This is a genomic window from Prevotella scopos JCM 17725, from assembly GCF_018127785.1.
Classification (GTDB): domain Bacteria; phylum Bacteroidota; class Bacteroidia; order Bacteroidales; family Bacteroidaceae; genus Prevotella; species Prevotella scopos.
Map to the genome: position 1 here is coordinate 1,214,741 of NZ_CP072390.1, position 16,965 is coordinate 1,231,705.

Genomic DNA, 16,965 nt, shown 5'->3' on the forward strand with positions numbered 1-16,965 from the left:
GACAGAAATGACAGCAAACTCAGTTTTATCTTCAGTTGCTTCAAGAAATAAGTATCAACGAATAGGGATGCACAAGTATATGCATCCCTATTTTTGTATTCAGATTGCGTGAATGAAAATCTGCACTCTCACTTATTACGCTTTTAGAAAAGTCACTATTGTTGCGCTTTCTCCCACTCTTTCTCTATCTCTTCGATTGTTATTCCTAACAGAATCATCTCACGAAAGATGGCGGGAAGAGACTGGGTAAGGAAAGTCTTGCGCCTTGCTGTCATAATCTGCTCGCGTGCACCAGCTGAGACGAAGTAGCCAAGACCACGCCGATTGTAGATTATCTCCTCACGAGAGAGCAGCTCGTAGGCTTTCACTGCTGTGTTGGTATTCACCTGCAGCATAACGGCATACTCCCGGACAGATGGTATTCGGTCGTCAGTTTTATATGTTCCAGCTATAATCTCATCGCATAGGCGGTCAGCCATTTGCTCATAGATAGCCTTATTATTTTCAAAATTCATAAGCCTTAATATTTAATCAGCGCTTTATCAAAAATTCTTCCATCTGTTGTTGATAACCTGCAGGCGTGTGTAGAGTTTGTAAGAACTCCAGTACATCAAGACTGTTAATCCGATACAGATAAGGTTGCTTATAACAATGGTGAGTGCATTATCATCTAAGACAAGTTCGTAGTCGGTGTGCTCGTAAAGAAGATAGGCAAAAATCGTGAGGCTTATCGCAATGCAACTGATGATGACAAATAAGCTGATTAGCGTCTTCAACCATGCAGCCTTGCGGAAGAACATACCACCTAAGAGTGCGAATGAATTGGTAAGAAGAACTATTTCTACCCTAACCCATAATGGAGAACCTATTCTTAAACTTTGGCAGTATTCATACCACGTTGCGACCAAGGAAGCTCTTCCACCATAGAAAATAAGCATTGTTGCCAGCTGTTGCAATCCATCGGCAGCGATAAAGGCGATGGCAATAAGCAATGGATAAACCACGGAAACGAGTATGACACGTGCAAGGAACTTCTCAAGATTTGTGGCAGGCAACATCATTTCATTTATACGTTGCTGGCGTTTACCGAGGTCGCTGATAATAAATGTAGCTATTATGAAGAATGACATTGCAAATACTACACTGATAAAAGGTGAATTTCCCCATAACCTAATTCTTATATCAGCATCTGACATAGGCTGTCTGTTAAAGAACGGAAGAAACATTATTGCAATGACAAAGAAACCTATAAGGAAACCTGCGAAGAGTTTAACGATAGAGCGGTGGCGAACAAGAATGAGCCGGCTCAATACTTTGCCGAAGCGGTTTATATCAATTTTTTTCATATTTATATCCTCCTTATGTTTATTTAATTCTTGTTGTTTCATCTTTGATAACGGCTTTACCCTCTGTTATCGTTTGTATAGGCTGACGTGTTGTTCCCGTGACCTTGGCATCAGCATTACCCATTATATAGAAGGATGCCGTGTCTGTGCGGTTGAAGTTTACGTCTAAGCGTGCATTCCCAGGAACAGAAAAGCGGGCTTTCTTAGCTGTCAGATTTCTAATTTTCAGGTCAGCATTACCTGCTATGGAGAAGGAGGTATTATCTACATATCCGGAGTTCATTTCAATATCACTGTTCCCAGAGATGTCAAAATTGGCTTGCTTGGCGGTCAGATTCTTGATATTTACATCAGTAACACCCTCAATGGAAATGTTCAGCTGATTTATCATCATTTTATTTATGTTGATATTATTCGCACCAGGTGAAGTAATATTCAGCTTGTCAAGTGTAATAGAGTCTGGGAAAAAGATGGGTGAGGCACCATACAATGTCATTTGTGTAAAGGTAGGAGCAGTGACATAAACTTCAACTCTGCTGGTTAGTTTATCTGTTTTGAAGGAATAGAAAGGTATACCAAATGCAGAATCCAACTCCTTCATTTGGATAACCAGTTTTCCTTCTACAACATGGAAGTTCACAAATGAAAGCAGTCCTTCCGGTCCTTTTACCTTTATACAGCATTCCTTGCCTTGTATGATATGAACTGGAACTGATGCTGGAACCTCTAATTCATGGAACTTTTCAACAGGAATATTCTTGACTACCACCTTCCCATAGTCTGCTTTCTTACGGATGCAGGAACTGAAAACGAACAGGCAGGCAGCGAGAATAAGACTGATTCTGATTGTTTTTGATAATGTAGTATTCATAAAAGTTGTCCTCCTTGTTTTTATTTAAGTTTACCTGTTGTTGCTGCATTGAACAGCAATTCAAGATTGATAGTAGTCTCGTTGTCACCCTTCTGACGTCGTGCAATCACGTTGTTGCCTTGAATGGACGGCTCTGCATAGAGTACGCTGTCATCCATCTCGTTAGGTTGACGAATACCGAAGGTGTAATCATTTGTTATATCCTCAGTTGATGCGTTCACAATTACTTGTGAGTTGTCAAGGATGATGATATGGTCAAGCAACTGTTCAACGTCGCGCACCTGATGGGTAGAGATAATCAGCGATGAATCTTCTGCCATATTACCTGCCACAACCTTACGGAAGAGAGCCTTTGACGGGATGTCAAGTCCGTTAGTAGGCTCGTCCATCAGGAGCAGATGGCAGCTGGTAGCAAGTGCAAAACTCATATACACTTTCTTTTTCTGTCCCATAGAGAGTTGTTTAAGGTCAATGTCTACAGGCATTTCGAAGTCGGTCAGGCACTTCTTGAGGGTCTTTTGGTTGAAATGGGGATAGAAATCTTCGTGAATCTTTGCGTACTTTGCGAGTGACATACTGGGTAGGTCATACTCCTCCGGCACAATGTACAACTCCTGTAACATCTCTGGATAGCGGCACGAAGCAGTGTAACCGTCAACGATTACACTACCCTTCTTAGGTTTCAGAAGTCCTGCTATAAGATAAAGCAGCGTACTCTTTCCCATACCATTCTTGCCTAAGAGACCGTAAATTCGGTTCTCATTGAGTTGTAGATTCAGTCCCTCAAACACGTTATGCTTACTTTTTGGGTAGCTGAAAGTCAGTTCATTTACTTGAATCATAAGGCTTTTCTTTTTAATAGATTGTTTTATTTGATTGCATTTTTTATTCTCAGTTTTTAACTCATATGTACCACTATAATAGTACACTGCAAATGTAAGATTAAAAATCAATACTTGCAAGGATTTTAGTAAAAAAGTGATGAAAAAATAATATTTTTTTCAGAATCAGCCTCAACTAAACAATCATACTCTATAGGTTTTATAAGAAAAAAGATAGCCATATATCAATAAGGTATAAATGGAATAGAGCGACAACTATAAAACACGTTTTGTAATAAATTTTCCTCATTTCATTTTCAATTCATGCTTAATAGCATTTGAATTAAGCCTTAGTTAGCTCCCAAAAGATACCTTTTTGAGGTCTAACTAACGCCCTTTAAGAAGCCAACTAAGCACCTTTTAAAATTCGACCTTATAACAATCAGAATATAAGGAAGTTACAAAGACAACACAAAACCCACTTTTATACATTTCAAAAGACTTAAAAGCAAGAAATTATGTAAACATATTTCACACCTTAAAAGGTAAAATATGGTTCTATAACGAATCGTGTGGGTTGTGTGTTGATATTCCGCACGAGTGGTGCGGGTGCTCAGCACATGTGGTGCGGATGGTATGCACCACATGTGCGGAGGATTAACACCATCGCTGTATATGGAAGGGTAGGGATTTAATGTGCGTTAAGCGTATTAAAACGAAGGTCAATTTGGAGTTATGTTTCGTTGGAGGCTATACTTTTTGACAATATTTTGCTCTATGACGAATTACCCACACGATTCGTTATAGAGCCTAAAATATTCTATCAAAGAATAAGCTCTTAACCATACTCCAAACCCCAAAAAGCAAATAAAAGACAGCTTTTAAGTGAAGTCTTTAATGAAAAGCATCAATTAAATAATAAGAAAATAGTAACTTTGTAAACATAAACAATTTACCATAAAGTTTGAAACTCAACAAGCAGATACTGCACTTCCAATACATACTTAACCAACTATTTGAGGCGGAAAAGTTCTCCAGTTCTCATTAGGAAAGGATTAATGAGGGAGAGTCGCACCTATTCATAAATAGCATTAAATTCAAAACAACAATAAATGAGCCGTATATTCCTAAAAACAATCATACTTTCTCTGTCCTTATTGGCAATTGCATGCCAAGGAGAGAAAAAGAAGGGAGATTTCTCAACATTAGACAAACCCTTTGTAGAATCCTATAACAGCGATAAGGCTGATGTTCTCAACACATCAGATAGAAAAAAGAATGCCAATCAAAAGAAGTCTTTTGAAGCAAAACAAGGTTTGGAGATTCCTATCGGAAAAGCCAATGTTCCGTCTCTCCTACTTTATCGTGAGGGCTATACAACCTCATACAATGTAGAAACACGTACGCCTAACTGGGTGGCATGGCACCTAACTGCAAGCCATACCAACGGGCCAGCTAAGCGCAATGGGATTAACTTTCAAGCAGATGAAGAGGTACCAGAACCGCGCGTTGACACCTATGATTATATGCGTTCGGGATACGATCGTGGACACATGTGTCCTGCTGGTGATAACCATTGGAGCCAAAAAGCAATGGAACAGAGTTTCCTGATGACGAATATTTGTCCACAAGTACCAGCCTTGAACAGTGGTCTATGGAACACTATAGAGAAGCAATGTCGCACATGGGCACAAGAATATGGCGATGTCTATATCGTCTGTGGACCTATCTATTTCAATCAAAAGCATAAGACAATTGGTAAAAATAAGATACAAGTACCTGAAGCTTTCTTCAAGGTTATCCTCCGTTTGAAAGACGAACCGAAGGCTATTGGTTTTATTTGTAGGAACGCATCTGCCAAAGGACATAAGAAGACCGATTACGTTAATTCTGTAGATGAGGTAGAACGAATCACGGGGATGGACTTCTTATCACAACTTCCAGATGATATCGAACAACAGATAGAAGGTCAAGCAGATATTAAAGATTGGAATTAACGAAGGAGAAAAGACTCTAAGCGATGACAAATGAAGAACTGAAATACAGAATATTACAGAACTTCGGCTTTGCACCTACCGCCGACCAGTTAAATGCTGTAGAAATCTTTGCACGCTTTATGACCGACCGTGATGAACGTGCTGTAATGATTCTCAGAGGTAGTGCTGGTACGGGTAAGACCTCCTTAGCAGGTGCGATTGTGCGTACAATGCAGGAGTTACGACAGAAGGTAACACTATTGGCTCCAACAGGTCGTGCTGCGAAAGTATTCTCACTGAATGCCAATCAGCCTGCAGCAACGATTCATCGCTCAATCTATCGAGAAAAAGCATTTACAGGACTTGACGGAAAATTTAATCTGAATGTCAATCTCTTCCATGACCGTTTGTTTATGGTTGATGAAGCATCTATGATTAGTCTGTCCTCAAACAATAGCACTTTTGGCAGTGGTTGCCTACTTGACGACCTTATCCAATATGTTTATAACGATCGTAATTGCCGTATGTTGCTTGTTGGTGACAAGGCACAGCTCCCTCCTGTAGGTGAAGAAGAGAGTCCTGCACTACGTTCAGATGTCCTTCGTGCTTATGGCCTGACTGTCTATGAGTGTGATTTAAACGAGGTTCTCCGTCAGAGTCAAGACTCTGGAATCCTCTATAATGCCACAGTTATTCGCCAAATGATAACCCATGATGAGGTTACACAGCTACCTAAGATTCGTTTTAATGGCTTTGCTGACATCTCTATTGTGCCAGGAGATGAACTTATCGAGCGACTTGCTTCCAGCTATTCTGAGGTGGGAATAGACGAAACAATGGTTATCACTCGCTCCAACAAACGTGCTAATGTCTTCAATCAAGGCATTCGCAACATGGTTCTTGGACGTGAGGAGGAACTAACGACAGGCGACATGCTGATGGTGGTGAAGAATAAGTATAAGAACAATCCCACCCCTTCCCCATCCCTCAAAGGCAGCCTCAACAGTGCTATAAATAATGTAAACAACCTTACTACACAAGCAACAAAACAGGTTACGCAACTCCCTTCAGGAGATGGAAAGGAGATAGAACAACCAGCACTTACCTTCATTGCCAATGGCGACCGCACTGTAGTACGACGTGTTCGTAACGTTCGTGAATTCTACGGGTTCCGCTTTGCTGATGTATCATTGGAGTTTCCAGACTATAATAATGCTGAAGAGGAGATGACAGTCATCCTTGATGCACTGATGACAGAAGCCCCAGCCTTGACACAAGAGCAGAACGAGCAGCTCTTCCAGCGTGTGTTAGAGGACTATGGGGACATCCCATTAAAGACTGATCGTATGAAGAAAGTGCGTGAAGATGAATATTACAACGCTTTACAAGTGAAGTTTGGCTATGCCATCACCTGTCATAAAGCACAAGGCGGACAATGGGCACACATATATCTTGATCAAGGATATATGACCGATGAAATGCTTACGCCTGATTATATTCATTGGCTTTACACTGCCTTTACTCGCGCCACAGAACATCTATACCTCGTCAACTGGCCCAAAACGCAAGTGGAATAGCTAGTGATAAAAGTAAATAGCTACCTTGTGTTCATGAACTCTCATAAACGATCTATTGCTTACTACATTCTGATTATGACGTCAACATGGATTAAAACTATACGAAAAGAGTTTGTATAGCTTATTTGCTTGAAGCTAAGTGGCTACCAATAATAAACCTACTCATCAGTGTGCTCATGTGTAAACGTCTCATATTGTTCACTTACTGGCCCGTATACTTGCTCATTTGTCGATTCATTTATCTGTCTGTTCACATATTGATTAGCATGACTACTAATCAACTTCTCAACCATGATTCTCGCCGCATTATCAGGTGCAATCTCATTACCGAGTCGTTGACGCACTAGCTGGTAATCAGTCAGCATACATTCACGAGCACTCTGTCCAGGAAGGATACGATAGAGTTCATTGGCTATATTACGAATGGAAAAGCGGTCGGCAAGAAGTTCCTGCACAATCTCTTTATCAGCAATAAGGTTGACAAGCGAGATAAAACGAACCTTGATAATATACTTGAAGGCAAAACGAATCAGCTTTGGAACTGGGGTTTCGTAGCATACAACCTGCGGAACATTCAACAAAGCTGTCTCAAGCGTTGCAGTACCACTCGTCACAAGAGCTACCGTAGAGTGAGAAAGAAGTTCGTACGTTTGAGTCTTCACCATCTTCGCTTCGCTATGACCTAAAAACTTCTTATAGTAACCCTCTGTGATAGAAGGTGCTGCAGCAACCACCATCTGATAATCTTCAAAATGACGTGCAGCCTCAAGCATAGAAGGCAGGTTATCCTTTATCTCCTGCTTACGGCTACCTGCGAGAATGGCGATGATAGGTTTAGAAGACAATCCATTACGCTGACAGAACTCGTCTTTTGACTCTGTATAGACATGTCGGAAATTATCAACCTCCTCGGCTGTTGGATTACCTACGTAATGTATTTTGTAATTATGTTTCTTCTCATAGAAAGGAATTTCAAACGGAAGAATAGAGAACATTTCTTTCACATCACGTTTGATAGCTTTGATGCGCCATTCCTTCCATGCCCATATCTTTGGTGAGATATAATAATAGACTGGTATATTTGTATTCTTCTTTACAAACTTAGCGATGTTAAGATTAAACCCCGGATAGTCAACGAGAATAACAGCATCAGGCTTCCAACGCACGATGTCTTCTTTACACATCTTCATATTCTTAAAAATGGTAGGCAGATGCAGCAACACTGGCACAAAGCCCATATAGGCAAGTTCACGATAATGCTTCACACGTGTGCCACCCACTTTCGCCATCAAATCACCACCAAAGAAACGGAAGTCTGCTTCAGAGTCATATTGTAGCAACGACTGCATAAGGCGTGATGCATGTAAGTCGCCAGATGCTTCACCAACTATCAGGTAATACTTCATAACATCAAAGAATTAAAGAGATTCCCACGTTTTCATCTTATCGAGCACTTCATAATCAGTTACGTCAATCTTCGATGGCGTGACAGTTACATATCCATGCGCTAATGCCCATTGATCATTATCGGTTGCATCAGGCTCATCATTACGATAATGCCCTGTCATCCAATAATAATCAAAGCCACGAGGATGCTTGCAAGCCTCAACCTCTCTTGTCCAACTACCCCAACCCATACGGCAAACCTTCAGTCCTGCAAACTTCTCAACCTTAGGGAAGTTCACATTTAGACAGACACCTTTTGGCAAACTATCAGTAAGAACTTTCTTGACAATAAGTCTTACGTAATCACGTAGGTAAGAAAGGTCAGCATTAGGGTCATAGTCGCAACTTGAAAAAGCAATAGAAGGGATATATTTCATGCAACCTTCATACGCAATACCCATCGTTCCACTGTAATGATTATTCACAGAGGAATTATCTCCATGATTGATACCTCCCAAGATGAGGTCTGGTTTTCGATCAACAAGAATCTGGTCTAACGCCAACTTCACACAGTCGACAGGCGTACCTGTACATGACCACACCTCGCAATCAGGAATATTATGACGCTTCTTCAACAACAGATAATCAACCACGGAGAAAGCACACGAGAAACCCGAACGTCCTGCTTCAGGAGCACAGACAACAACATCTGCAAAATCTGTAAGGAATGAAACGAGCGTACGAATACCATTAGACTGGTATCCATCATCGTTAGATATAAGTATGAGTGGTTTCTTAGAATTCATAAATTTCACTTTGATTTCAGTGCAAAAGTACGAAAAAAGGTTTATAAAGCCCTCCAATCTCACATAAAATATGTATCTTTGTAGCCTAATAAATGTATAGGATTAAATAGAAAAATGGGAAAGATTATCGCACTTGCCAACCAAAAAGGCGGCGTCGGAAAGACGACTACCACCATCAACTTGGCGGCTTCTTTAGCAACACTTGAGAAGTCAGTACTGGTGATTGATGCCGATCCGCAGGCGAATGCCTCAAGCGGTCTGGGCGTGGACATCAAAGAGGTGGATTGTTCGCTTTACGAATGTATCATTGACCATGCCGACATAAAAGACGCTATCTACACAACTGACATAGAAGGTTTGGACATTGTTCCGAGCCATATCGACCTTGTTGGAGCTGAAATTGAAATGTTAAAGCTCAATGGTCGTGAGAAGGTTATGAGCAATCTGCTTGCTCCAATTCGTGATGAATACGATTACATACTGATTGACTGTAGTCCGTCACTTGGTTTGATTACTGTCAATGCATTGACAGCAGCTGATTCTGTCATCATTCCTGTGCAGTGTGAATACTTCGCGTTGGAGGGTATCAGCAAACTGCTGAATACGATAAAGATAATTAAAAGTAAACTGAATCCGAAGTTAGAGATAGAGGGCTTCCTGCTGACGATGTACGATAGTCGTCTGCGTCTTGCTCGCCAGATTTACGATGAAGTAAAGCGCCACTTCCAAGAGTTAGTTTTCAAGTCAGTGATCCAGCGTAACGTGAAACTCTCAGAGAGTCCAAGTCATGGATTACCAGTTATCCTCTATGACGCTGACTCTACGGGTGCAAAGAATCATCTTAGCCTCGCAAAGGAAATCATTGAAAAGAATAAGAAATAAATAGGGAAAACAAACGGAGTATAAACGTAGTGCTTTAACGCTTTCAGATGTGTTATTTCCTGATTTCAGAGCTATTGTTTCTCTTGCAGAAAAATCACTAACTCACCTATACTCCTTATCTCAATTAACTCCCAAACAAAGACTATGGCTGTACAAAAGAAATATAATCGAAACGCAAAGACCAATGCCCTCGGCCGTGGTCTGGATGCCTTAATATCTACTGAAGCTGTCAGTACACAAGGAAGTTCTACTATCAACGAGGTTGCCTTAGACCAGATTGAAGCTAATCCTAACCAACCTCGTCGTGAATTCGACCCTGTTGCGTTGGAAGAGTTGGCTAACAGTATTCGTGAATTAGGACTCGTTCAGCCAATTACCTTACGTCAGATAGACGAGAACCGCTTCCAGATTATAGCCGGCGAGCGTCGTTGGCGTGCCAGTCAGCTGGCAGGCTTAAAAGCTGTTCCAGCCTATATCCGTACGATTAAAGATGAGAGCGTAATGGAGTTGGCACTGGTTGAGAATATCCAGCGTGAAGACCTGAATGCGATTGAGATTGCTTTGGCTTACGAACATCTACTTGAAAAGAGCGGCATGACACAGGAGCGTGTGGCAGAACGTGTGGGTAAGAGCCGCGCAGCTATTGCTAACTACCTTCGTTTGTTGAAGCTTCCTGCATTGGTACAGATGGGCCTGCAAAAGAAAGAAATAGACATGGGACATGCTCGTGCATTGCTCTCTTTGGACAGTCCTTCACTACAATTAAAACTCTATCGTGAGATTCTCAAAAATGGCTATAGCGTTCGCAAGGTTGAAGAACTTTGTCAGCAATTGAATAACGGAGAAGATATACAGAGTGCAAAGAAGAAGATTTCTGCACGCACTCGTCTCCCGGAAGAGTTCAATATCCTTAAACAGCGTCTTTCATCATTCTTTGACACAAAGGTACAAATGAGTTGTAATGCAGATGGTAAGGGTAAAATCAGTATTCCCTTTGCATCAGAGGAAGAGTTGCTTCACATCATGGAAGTGATGGATAAGATGAAGTAAGACTTCTCAAACAGGAAGATAAAGGTATTAGTAAGCGTAAGAAAAAGTAAATATTCTGGTTCGAGAGAATGGTTCAGACGAAGTAAAAAGCGAGCACACAATGCTCATTACAAAGTGAAAACCAATAAGAAAACATTCAAACCAGCAACTTGAACAATATAAAGGGCAGTAATGAAGATGAAGAATAGAATCCTCAAAGGACTGTTGATAGCCGGAATGCTCACCAGTATAACGGTCATGCAGGCACAAGTTCTGCCCCATGACACGATAAAGGTGATGTATCCAGGTGACTCTGCAGTTATTGAGATACCTAGTTCGCAGGATAAATATATAGAAGAAAAAGCCATCCTTACACCAGATGATGAGGGTAAGCTCACTTCTGTTATGCGGAAAGATAGTATCAGCATGGTAAAGAAGCAGGGACGTGATTGGTCCAAGTGGCGACCCAATCCTAAGCGTGCTTTATGGCTTGCACTCGTTCTTCCGGGTGCTGGACAAGCTTATAACCGCAAGTATTGGAAATTGCCTATCTTCTACGGAGGCTTTGTGGGCTGTATCTACGCTATGACTTGGAACAACCAGATGTATCACGACTACGCTCAGGCGTATATGGACATCATGGATAATGACCCTACAACGCAGAGTTACAACAACTTTCTTCACCTCGGAGCGACTATCACCTCTGCCAATGAAGAACGTTATAAAACCATCTTTAAACAACGCAAAGACCGCTATCGTCGCTGGCGTGACATGAGTATCTTTGCCACGATTGCCGTTTATGCACTATCGGTTATTGATGCATACGTAGATGCTTCGCTATCCGATTTTGACATATCAGATGACCTCTCACTGCATATTGCACCAGCGGTCATATCAGATAAGAGTTTCGCTACACCCAACAACCCCTTCCGTTCATCGGCAATCGGCATTGGATGTAGTCTGACATTCTAAGCCGCAGCGCACTGGATTTGCGCCAACTAAATTAGACAGAATGAGTAGAAAGAGATATTTTGTTTCCTTCCTTATTACAATAGGAGCAACCTGCAGTCTATATGCACAACAACAGACTGTTGTTGATAATCGTGGTAAAGCTGTGAATGTGATGATTCCAACAGCATCTGCAACGATGGCAGGATATGTTGATGTTGACTATATAGGGATATTCAGAATTTTTCTAACTAATTGTTTGTCAGTGTAATATATTATTTGTACCTTTACATAAAATCCCCCGAACGACCCTTCACGGGCAGAATCGGGGGAAAAATTTAAAAAAAACGTCGTGAAGATACAAAAAATTTCTGATATAACACCAACTTTGCCCTTTACAGAGTTTGATTTTTTACAGAGCTATCGTGACAGCTTTGCAAAAAGCGAACTTGGACGTATCCATTCCCAGCTCCCACTTAAGGAGTTGGCAGCAGCATGTACGAGTCGTAGCCATAAGAGCAAGCGGGGCAAAAAGCCTCTTTTTTCGTGTGAGGGAGAAATAGCCCTGATGTTCCTCAAGTCATACACAGGTCTGTCTGACGATGGCTTGATAGAGATGCTTAACGGAAGCATCCACATGCAGATGTTCTGTGACGCTCTGATAGACCCTTCCTGTCCCATTAGGGATGGAAAGATTGTAAGTGCCATACGCAACCGTCTTGCCCGTCTTCTTGACATAGACAGCCTTCAGGGCATATTGTACGCCAAATGGAAAGACAGCCTCAAGGACAAGGACCTATGCCTGACGGATGCAACCTGTTATGAGAGCTACCTGCGCTTCCCGACAGACATCAAGCTACTCTGGGAGTGTTGCCATTGGCTTCACAAGCTGCTTGTCTCCGAGTGTAAGCACCTGTCGGAGCGTGTTCCGAGGAGCAAGTATAATGATGTTGAGAAGGCTAGGCTTGCATACGCCAAGCAGCGCAAGCACACAGCATCATCCACGCGCAAGCTCAGGAGAAGACTTCTGAAACTGCTCTCCAAACTTCTTTCTCAGTGGTACCGTCTTTGCAAATTGTATAGCCCTTGTATCAGCCTGTCGGCAGAACAGGAAAAGCGTCTCTCCGCCATACGTGCCGTATTCCGCCAACAGTCAGCCTTGTTTTCAGGCAAGGAAGTCAGGCACCGTATTGTCAGCATCGACCGTCCCTACCTCCGTCCCATTGTCAGGGGCAAGGAAAACAAGCGTGTGGAGTTTGGGGCAAAGGTCAACAACATACAGATTGACGGCATATCATTCATAGAGCACCACAGCTTTGAGGCTTTCAACGAGGGTGTTCGTCTTAAGCAATGTGTTGAGTATCAGGAATCTCTGACGGGGGTCAAAGTTAAGCGTGTCGGTGCCGATTCCATATATGCCAACAATGCCAACCGAACAATGTGTACGGAAAAAGGCATAACCACCTGTTTCGTCAGAAAAGGTCCCAAGCCCAAAGAAGAATCAGAATGTCTCAGGACGGCGAGAAAGATTATTGGAAACCTCAGGGCCACTGTAATGGAGGGCAGCTTCGGGAATCAGAAACAGCACTATGCCGTTGGGCGCATCAAGGCACGTAACATGTTCAGCGAAACATTACTGCTCTTCTTCGGAATCCATACGGCTAATGCCGCCATTCTTGCCGCAAGGCTGATGGCCAGGGACATGAAGAAGGTGGCTTGATAAAAAGATAAGGTGATTTATATCCATCCATAGGCAGGTATGGAAGGGGCAGGTATGCCCATACGGCTCAACATTTGAGATTTTTGAGCAGAAAACACTGCAAATTCTTTTTCTAGGAACTTTTCCAAGAAAAAGAATCCAGTTTTTGAATGCTCTTGGCAGGTTCAGGAGTGAATTAACTGAAATTCCCTATATAGATGACAAGTTCTATAACAGCGGCATACAGACAGGACTAAAGGATACGCCAACAACAGGTATATCAGAACCTGACAATAACATAGAAATCATTGATCGAAAGATACGCAACCTTTCGAACATGATGACAATGACCTGTAATGAGGAAGTTAAGAAATATATTGATCGCTACACAAAGGCAGGACGCCAATCAACTTCCTATTTGTTAGGACGTGCACGTTACTATAACCCAATCTTCGAGGAAGCTCTGCGCTACTATGGCTTACCGCTAGAACTGAAGTATCTTCCTGTAATAGAATCGGGACTGAACCCCAATGCAACGTCACGGGTAGGAGCTGTTGGATTATGGCAGTTCATGGCAACAACAGGTAAGCAATACGACCTTCAGATTGATAATTATATTGATGAACGTCGCGACCCAGAGAAGTCTTCTTATGCTGCAGCACGTATGTTGAGCGACCTCTACAAGCAATTTGGTGATTGGACATTGGCTCTCGCTGCCTACAACTGTGGACCGGGACGCGTCAACAGTGCTATCACAAAGGCTGGTGGTGGCGCAGACTTCTGGGCGGTCTATCAGCATTTACCAAAGGAGACACGTGGTTATGTACCCGCTTTCATCGCAGCAAATTATGTGATGAACTACTATGCTGATTATAACATCACACCTTTATCAACGGGTCTGCCTATCCGCTGTGATACAGTCATTATTGAAAAGGACATCACACTAGCTAAGGTGGCTAACGTCTTAGGAATGAATGTCGATGATTTGAAGACACTTAACCCACAGTATCGACAAGGCTTAATCAAGGCATTTGCAACCAATGGCATAGCTAAGTTGCGCCTACCTCTTGAAATGGTTGAGAAGTTCAAAAACTACAAAGATCAGATTTACCAGAACGAAACAACCAACGAAGAACCTAACATGACTATTGCGGCTACTCACATAAGCCAAAAAGCCATACTATACTAAAACAATTCTTTCACCTTATTATATATAAAGGGAGGATGCACAATGGAAAAGGACAATATGGAAGTTAAGGAGATTGACTATGAGAAGATGGTAGATGATGCCTTTCAGCATCTCATCGACACCTATCTTGCTTCACGTCATCGAAAAAAGGTTGATATCATAACCAAGGCATTCAACTTCGCACGACAAGCGCATAAGGGTGTGCGCCGACTCTCTGGCGAACCTTATATCATGCACCCTATTGCCGTTGCTCAGATTGCTTGTGAAGAGATGGGACTCGGTGCTACAAGTATCTGTGCTGCTCTCTTACATGATGTCGTAGAAGATACCGACTATACGGTGGAGGATATTGAAAACATATTCGGTCCAAAGATTGCACAGATTGTTGACGGACTGACCAAGATTTCAGGTGGTATCTTTGGCGAGCAAGCTTCAGCACAAGCTGAAAACTTCAAGAAGTTATTGCTCACCATGAGCGATGACATTCGCGTTATCCTCATCAAGATATGCGACCGTCTGCACAACATGCGTACTCTTGCTTCTCAGCCTGCCAGCAAACAATATAAGATTGCAGGTGAAACGCTCTACATCTATGCACCACTTGCGAACCGATTGGGACTGAATAAGATTAAGACTGAGTTAGAAGACCTTAGCTTCCGCTACGAACATCCAGATGCGTACGCCTCTATCGAGAAGAAACTCGCATCAACGCAAGCGCAGCGTGACACCCTCTTTGAGCAGTTCACCGCACCTATTCGTGCCGAACTTGACAAGATGGGCTTCGAATATGAGATTAAAGCACGCGTAAAGAGTCCTTATTCTATTTGGAATAAGATGCAAAACAAACATGTCACCTTTGAGGAAATCTACGATATCCTGGCTGTACGCATCATCTATAAACCAAAATCACAAGAAGAGGAAATCAACAACTGCTTCCAGATTTATGTGGCGATCAGTCAGATTTATAAGAGTCATCCCGACCGACTTCGCGATTGGGTGAACCATCCTAAGGCTAATGGTTATCAGGCGTTGCATGTCACACTAATGTCTAGCAAAGGTCGTTGGATTGAAGTACAGATACGTTCTGAACACATGAACGAACTGGCTGAACAGGGCTTTGCTGCACATTGGAAATATAAAGATGGTGGAGAGATTACTGAAGATGAGGGTGAATTGAACGAATGGCTTAGAACGATAAAGGAGATTCTTGATGATCCACAACCAGACGCCATGGACTTTCTCGATGCCATCAAACTCAACCTCTTTGCATCTGAAATCTTTGTATTCACACCGAAAGGAGAGATTAAGACCATGCCTGCTGGATGTACGGCGCTCGACTTTGCATTCCAAATTCATACATTCCTCGGCAGCCATTGCATCGGTGCAAAGGTCAACCATAAACTTGTCCCATTGAGTCATAAACTCAACAGTGGAGATCAGGTAGAAATCCTGACCTCTATGTCACAACATGTCAATCCGTCATGGATCAACTTTGTATCTACAGCGAAGGCGAAGGCAAAGATACAAGCTATCTTGCGACGTGAGAGCCGTGAGTTACAAAAGACAGGAGAAGCACAGCTGTCAACTTGGCTTAAGGCACATGACCTAGAGATGACCACATCTACCTTGGATAAACTTTGCGATTTACACGACCTTCGTAAGCATGACAATCTTTTCCTTGCTGTCGGGAACAAGTCTGTCATCCTTGGCGATACTGACTTAAACGAACTTCGTGGAAAGTCAAAATCAGAGAAGACTATTACCTCACGCGGTTGGCGTCGTTACGTCCCTTTCTTGAAGTCGAATGATAAGAAAGCCACAGAGACTGCAGAAGCTAAGGACACAGAAAATACTGAGGGCTTAATTGTTGTTACAAAAGAACTCAACAAAAAGAAGCCTATCTTCATCAACGAGGAAAACATACATCGCTATCTCTTCCCACATTGCTGCCATGCTATCCCTGGTGATGATATCCTCGGATATATTGACAACAAGAACCACATCGAGATTCATAAGCGTGCCTGTCCAGTGGCTGCAAAGCTAAAAGCAAGCTATGGTGGTAGAATCTTAGATGCCAAGTGGGACATGCACCGCCAATTATTCTTTGACGCAACAATTGAGATTCGTGGTATTGACCGCAGCGGTATGCTACACGACATCTCTGATGTCCTCTCCGACCAGTTAGGCATTAATATCCGTAAGATAACAATTTCCAGCGATAATGGAATCTTTGAGGGAACGATCGAGATGCAAGTCCATGACCGCAAAGACGTACAGTTTATCGTTGAAAGTATGAAGAATATCAAGGATATACAAGAGGTTTTAGAGGTTCTTTAGTCCTCAAAAAAACTATCTAACCGCAAGAGAAATCGTCCTTCCAACACACGGAATAATAAAGCCCCTAACAAGAGTGGGGGCTATTACACAGCTTGCAA

At 42.3% G+C, this 16,965-nt stretch carries 15 protein-coding genes; 9 read left to right on the forward strand and 6 right to left on the reverse strand.

The genetic code is table 11. From position 1 onward, the window contains the following. Nucleotides 1-155 precede the first annotated feature (155 nt). The 4 genes from J4856_RS10490 to J4856_RS10505 are packed head-to-tail and all read right to left on the reverse strand — an operon-like array spanning nt 156 to nt 3,059. A complete protein-coding gene (locus J4856_RS10490; protein WP_025838328.1) occupies nt 156-515 on the reverse strand; it encodes a GntR family transcriptional regulator in 360 nt (119 codons plus the stop codon). 27 nt (nt 516-542) lie between these two features. Then, on the reverse strand, nt 543-1,346 hold the full coding sequence (locus tag J4856_RS10495; RefSeq protein ID WP_025838326.1) for a hypothetical protein: 804 nt from the start codon (nt 1,344-1,346) through the stop codon (nt 543-545). Nucleotides 1,347-1,365: 19 nt separating this feature from the next. Continuing rightward, entirely contained in the window at nt 1,366-2,217 is an 852-nt protein-coding gene (locus tag J4856_RS10500; RefSeq protein ID WP_025838323.1) for a GIN domain-containing protein, read from the reverse strand. 20 nt (nt 2,218-2,237) lie between these two features. Beyond that, nucleotides 2,238-3,059: an ABC transporter ATP-binding protein gene (locus tag J4856_RS10505; protein WP_025838321.1), complete on the reverse strand. Its 822-nt coding sequence runs from the start codon at nt 3,057-3,059 to the stop codon at nt 2,238-2,240. Between the two features lie 1,091 nt (nt 3,060-4,150). Between J4856_RS10505 and J4856_RS10510 the strand changes: the two genes are divergently transcribed. Beyond that, complete coding sequence (locus J4856_RS10510; RefSeq protein ID WP_025838318.1) at nt 4,151-5,035, forward strand: DNA/RNA non-specific endonuclease; 885 nt, start codon at nt 4,151-4,153, stop codon at nt 5,033-5,035. A 23-nt stretch (nt 5,036-5,058) separates the two neighbouring features. Further along, on the forward strand, nt 5,059-6,591 hold the full coding sequence (locus J4856_RS10515; RefSeq protein WP_025838315.1) for an ATP-dependent DNA helicase: 1,533 nt from the start codon (nt 5,059-5,061) through the stop codon (nt 6,589-6,591). Nucleotides 6,592-6,749: 158 nt separating this feature from the next. Here the strand turns inward: J4856_RS10515 and lpxB are convergent, their stop codons facing one another. Continuing rightward, nucleotides 6,750-7,997, reverse strand: a complete 1,248-nt coding sequence (lpxB, locus tag J4856_RS10520; protein WP_065367742.1) for a lipid-A-disaccharide synthase — start codon at nt 7,995-7,997, stop codon at nt 6,750-6,752. Nucleotides 7,998-8,009: 12 nt separating this feature from the next. Then, nucleotides 8,010-8,783, reverse strand: coding sequence for a 5'/3'-nucleotidase SurE (gene surE / locus J4856_RS10525; RefSeq protein WP_025838313.1), 774 nt, complete (start codon nt 8,781-8,783; stop codon nt 8,010-8,012). A gap of 114 nt (nt 8,784-8,897) precedes the next feature. Between surE and J4856_RS10530 the strand changes: the two genes are divergently transcribed. The 7 genes from J4856_RS10530 (at nt 8,898) to J4856_RS10560 (ending at nt 16,867) form a co-directional block, all read left to right on the forward strand. Continuing rightward, nucleotides 8,898-9,665 (forward strand): ParA family protein, encoded by a 768-nt coding sequence (locus tag J4856_RS10530; RefSeq protein ID WP_025838311.1) that lies wholly within the window; start codon nt 8,898-8,900, stop codon nt 9,663-9,665. A 144-nt stretch (nt 9,666-9,809) separates the two neighbouring features. After that, nucleotides 9,810-10,715 carry a ParB/RepB/Spo0J family partition protein gene (locus tag J4856_RS10535; protein ID WP_025838310.1) on the forward strand — a complete coding sequence of 302 codons (906 nt, stop codon included), beginning with the start codon at nt 9,810-9,812 and terminating at the stop codon, nt 10,713-10,715. 171 nt (nt 10,716-10,886) lie between these two features. After that, nucleotides 10,887-11,666: a DUF5683 domain-containing protein gene (locus J4856_RS10540; protein ID WP_025838308.1), complete on the forward strand. Its 780-nt coding sequence runs from the start codon at nt 10,887-10,889 to the stop codon at nt 11,664-11,666. Nucleotides 11,667-11,706: 40 nt separating this feature from the next. Further along, nucleotides 11,707-11,913: a hypothetical protein gene (locus J4856_RS10545; RefSeq protein WP_072904680.1), complete on the forward strand. Its 207-nt coding sequence runs from the start codon at nt 11,707-11,709 to the stop codon at nt 11,911-11,913. An 81-nt stretch (nt 11,914-11,994) separates the two neighbouring features. Next, nucleotides 11,995-13,362 (forward strand): DDE transposase, encoded by a 1,368-nt coding sequence (locus J4856_RS10550; protein WP_211817820.1) that lies wholly within the window; start codon nt 11,995-11,997, stop codon nt 13,360-13,362. Nucleotides 13,363-13,507: 145 nt separating this feature from the next. Further along, the gene (locus J4856_RS10555; protein ID WP_244885756.1) at nt 13,508-14,530 is read left to right on the forward strand and encodes a lytic transglycosylase domain-containing protein; all 1,023 of its coding nucleotides are present in this window, start codon (nt 13,508-13,510) and stop codon (nt 14,528-14,530) included. A 42-nt stretch (nt 14,531-14,572) separates the two neighbouring features. Then, nucleotides 14,573-16,867 (forward strand): RelA/SpoT family protein, encoded by a 2,295-nt coding sequence (locus tag J4856_RS10560; protein WP_025838299.1) that lies wholly within the window; start codon nt 14,573-14,575, stop codon nt 16,865-16,867. The last annotated feature ends 98 nt before the right edge of the window (nt 16,868-16,965 follow it).

Coding starts and splice junctions, on each gene's coding strand:
- J4856_RS10540 (WP_025838308.1), top strand. CDS start 10,887: ATGAAGATGAAGAATAGAATCCTCAAAGGACTGTTGATAGCCGGAATG.
- J4856_RS10510 (WP_025838318.1), top strand. CDS start 4,151: ATGAGCCGTATATTCCTAAAAACAATCATACTTTCTCTGTCCTTATTG.
- J4856_RS10530 (WP_025838311.1), top strand. CDS start 8,898: ATGGGAAAGATTATCGCACTTGCCAACCAAAAAGGCGGCGTCGGAAAG.
- lpxB (WP_065367742.1), bottom strand. CDS start 7,997: ATGAAGTATTACCTGATAGTTGGTGAAGCATCTGGCGACTTACATGCA.
- J4856_RS10495 (WP_025838326.1), bottom strand. CDS start 1,346: ATGAAAAAAATTGATATAAACCGCTTCGGCAAAGTATTGAGCCGGCTC.
- J4856_RS10535 (WP_025838310.1), top strand. CDS start 9,810: ATGGCTGTACAAAAGAAATATAATCGAAACGCAAAGACCAATGCCCTC.
- J4856_RS10500 (WP_025838323.1), bottom strand. CDS start 2,217: ATGAATACTACATTATCAAAAACAATCAGAATCAGTCTTATTCTCGCT.
- J4856_RS10490 (WP_025838328.1), bottom strand. CDS start 515: ATGAATTTTGAAAATAATAAGGCTATCTATGAGCAAATGGCTGACCGC.
- surE (WP_025838313.1), bottom strand. CDS start 8,783: ATGAATTCTAAGAAACCACTCATACTTATATCTAACGATGATGGATAC.
- J4856_RS10515 (WP_025838315.1), top strand. CDS start 5,059: ATGACAAATGAAGAACTGAAATACAGAATATTACAGAACTTCGGCTTT.
- J4856_RS10505 (WP_025838321.1), bottom strand. CDS start 3,059: ATGATTCAAGTAAATGAACTGACTTTCAGCTACCCAAAAAGTAAGCAT.
- J4856_RS10560 (WP_025838299.1), top strand. CDS start 14,573: ATGGAAAAGGACAATATGGAAGTTAAGGAGATTGACTATGAGAAGATG.
- J4856_RS10545 (WP_072904680.1), top strand. CDS start 11,707: ATGAGTAGAAAGAGATATTTTGTTTCCTTCCTTATTACAATAGGAGCA.